Annotated in this window: 4 protein-coding genes; 3 read left to right on the top strand and 1 reads right to left on the bottom strand. The window is 66.0% G+C overall.

All coding sequences use genetic code 11. The features are described from left to right. Together QOC69_RS35660 and QOC69_RS35655 are read left to right on the top strand one after the other, a co-directional pair. On the top strand, positions 1-1,535 hold a 1,535-nt coding region (locus QOC69_RS35660), incomplete at its 5' end, for an AMP-binding protein (protein ID WP_526447478.1). Further along, positions 1,532-2,011, top strand: coding sequence for a methyltransferase domain-containing protein (locus QOC69_RS35655; RefSeq protein ID WP_526447476.1), 480 nt, complete (start codon positions 1,532-1,534; stop codon positions 2,009-2,011). The genes QOC69_RS35660 and QOC69_RS35655, both read left to right, overlap by 4 nt. Positions 2,012-2,032: 21 nt before the next feature. On the opposite strand, the gene QOC69_RS35650 is transcribed toward QOC69_RS35655, so the two are convergent. Next, the gene (locus QOC69_RS35650) at positions 2,033-2,161 is read right to left on the bottom strand and encodes a TetR family transcriptional regulator (protein WP_526447474.1); all 129 of its coding nucleotides are present in this window, start codon (positions 2,159-2,161) and stop codon (positions 2,033-2,035) included. 108 nt (positions 2,162-2,269) lie between these two features. On the opposite strand from QOC69_RS35650, the gene QOC69_RS35645 reads away from it, so the two are divergent. Next, on the top strand, positions 2,270-3,116 hold an 847-nt coding region (locus tag QOC69_RS35645), incomplete at its 3' end, for a zinc-dependent alcohol dehydrogenase family protein (RefSeq protein ID WP_526447472.1).

Genomic DNA, 3,116 nt, shown 5'->3' with positions numbered 1-3,116 from the left:
TGGCCGGGCATGGCGAACGGCTTGACGCGGTCCTGGCCGATGCCCGTCCCTCGGTGGTGCTCACTACCGTCGGCGCTGCTGAATCGGTCGGGGTGTTCCTGAGGAGACTTCCGCGGTGGCGGCGACCAAGGGTCATCGCCGTGGATGCGGTGCCGGACTCGGTGGGCGCGACGTTCATCCCCGCGGTGCTTGGCACCGATGAGATCGCCTATCTGCAATACACGTCGGGCTCCACCCGCACTCCGGCCGGTGTCCAGATCAGCCACCGCGCGGTGTGCACCAACGTCGTGCAGATGATCATCGCCGGCGGCCTTGACATGAACATTCGGAGCGTCAGCTGGCTGCCGCTCTACCACGACATGGGTCTGATGATGATCATGTTCCCGGTGCTGTGCGGTGGGCACATCACGCTGATGTCGCCGCTGGCGTTCGTGCGGCGACCGCAGCGGTGGATCAAGGCGCTGGCCGCCGAATCGGCGCACGGACGTACCTTCGCGGCGGCGCCGAACTTCGCCTTCGAGCACGCCGCCCAACGCGGCGTGCCGGTCGACGGCGAGACCCTGGATCTGAGCAACGTGGCCGGTCTGCTCAACGGATCCGAACCGGTCACCATGACCGCGATCGAGCGGTTCACCGAGGCGTTCGCGCCCTACGGTTTGGCGCCGACGGCGATCAAGCCGTCCTACGGAATGGCCGAAGCAACGTTATCGGTGGCCAGTATCGCGCCCGACGCCCGACCGAGCGTGATCTACCTCGATCGCGAGCAGCTCGGCGCCCACCGGGCCGTTCCGGTGTCGCCCGACGCCGCCGGCGCGGTGGCCCACGTGTCGTGCGGGCAGGTGATCCCCAGTCAATGGGCGGTCATCGCCCATCCCGACAGTGGTGTCGAACTCGCCGACGGTGAGATCGGCGAGATCTGGTTGCAGGGCGACAACGTCGGCCGAGGCTACTGGGGCCGAGAAGACGAGACCGAACTGGTGTTCCGCAACAAGCTGCAATCACAGCTGGAATACCGCAGCCACGCCGAAGGGTCCGCGGTGAGCGGCTTTTGGTTGCGGACCGGAGACCTCGGCGTCTATCTGGACGGCGAGTTGTACATCACCGGGCGGATCAAAGACCTCGTCATCATCGATGGACGCAATCACTACCCGCAGGACATCGAGGCCACCGTCTCGCAATCCTGCGCGGCGATACGCTCAGGATTCGTCGTCGCGTTCTCGGTGCCGGCCAACGAGTTACCCGGGGTCGTCACCGACGACACCGGTGAGCGGCTGGTGATCATCGCCGAACGGGCCGTCGGCGCGGGCCGAGCCGAGCACGCGCAGGTAGCCCAGGCGGTCCGGGCCGCGGTTTCACGCAACCACGCCCTTGCCGTGGCAGACGTGCAACTGCTCGCCGCCGGCGCCATCCCCCGCACCACCAGCGGCAAGCTGGCCCACCGCGCCTGCCGGGCCGAGTACCTCCGAAACGTTGCGAGCCACCCGACCCGGAGCATCGACAGCGGGCTGATTCCTGCCCGAGAAAGTGCCAGATGACCACCTGCACATCGATGTTCGGTATCAATGACCGACTCGCCGACATCGCCCTGCGGCACGTCACCGACACGGCCGCCCCCAAGATCCTGGACTTGACATCGGGCAATGGCGGGCTGTCGCGCAGACTGCTGGACAAACACCCCTACGTCGAGGTGACGGTCACCGACCTGGATCCGAAGGTTGTTGGTGACCTCGCCCTCAGCGACCTGGGTAATCATCCTCGTGCGCTGGTGTGTCATGCCTCCGGCATCGATGCCCCCGACGGGTATTTCGACCTCGCGGTCTCCGTGCGGCGATATTGCCACGTGCCACCTGAGAGGCTGACCTGGATCCTCGGCGAGGGGATCCGCGCCGCGCCGAAGTTATTGATCATCGACCTGGGGAGGTCACTATCTCCGCCACGGACGCGCTGGCGACCGACCGTGTGTCCGTCGCTTCGGCCCCCACCGGCCAGGCGCCACCTGCCTTCAACCTGAATGCCGGCTTCTAGAAGTGTGTCAAACTCCCGCCTGACTGCCACTTCCTGGAGTCAACACGGTCCGCGCCACCGCAGCGAACAGCGCGTCCTTGCTGGCGAAGTAGTGATACAGCGAAGGGGCCCGGATGGATTTCTTGGGCCGCGGCACCTGCGGCATCTTGCCGCAACCGACCAACGAAGCCTGAACCCGGTGGCAGCATCTAATGCACACCGAACAGCCGTGAGACCTGGAGCCGACCGGAGGACCATCAGGAAGATGAGCACCATGCGGTCTGTCGTCGCCGACACGGTGGGCGAACCGTCCGAGGTCCTGCACCTGCAGACTCGCCCGCTTCCGGAGCCCGGTCCCGGCCAGGTCCGGATCCGGGTGGTAGCTGCGCCGGTCGAGGCTAGCGATCTGCATACCATCCGCGGCAGATACGGGTTCACCCCGGAGTTCCCCGCCGTACCCGGAATCGAATCCGTCGGTGTGATCGACGAACTCGGCAGCGGCACAGACGGTCTGACCGTCGGCCAACGCGTCGTCACGGTCGGAGTGACGGGCACGTGGCAGGAGTATGTCGTCGCCGATGCCGAGCGGGTCTTGCCGGTTCCGGCCAGCATGAGCGATTCCACGGCCGCGCAGATTCTCAGCAATCCGCTCACCGCCGTGATCTTGACCGGCGATGAACTCGATGTCCGACCGGGTGAATGGCTCCTGCAGACCGCGGCCGGTTCGATCGTGGGCCAGTCGGTCATCCAACTCGGAGTGCACTTCGGATTCAAGACCCTCAACGTGGTCCGCCGTCGATCCGCTGTCGAGGACATCCTCGCGCTGGGGGGCACCGCGGTGATCTGCACGGAGGATGAGGACCTGCGCGAACGGGTGGCCGACATCGCAGGCCACGACGGCGTGTCCAAGGCGATCGACTGTGTCAGCGGTCAGGTCGGTGCGGACGTGTCGCGTGCGCTCGCACAGGGCGGTGAGCTGGTCGTGTACGGTGCGCTGTCCACGCACCGCCAAACCGATCCCGACAAACTCACCATCCCCGTCTTCGCACGTTCACTGATCTACGAAACCAAGACCGTTCGGGGGTTCTGGCTGTTCCGCTGGTTCACCAAGA

This window comes from Mycobacterium sp. (assembly GCF_032162105.1).
In the GTDB taxonomy this organism is placed as follows: Bacteria; Actinomycetota; Actinomycetes; order Mycobacteriales; family Mycobacteriaceae; genus Mycobacterium.
The sequence above is the reverse complement of the archived record's forward strand: the minus strand, read 5'-3'. Positions and strand labels throughout refer to the sequence as shown.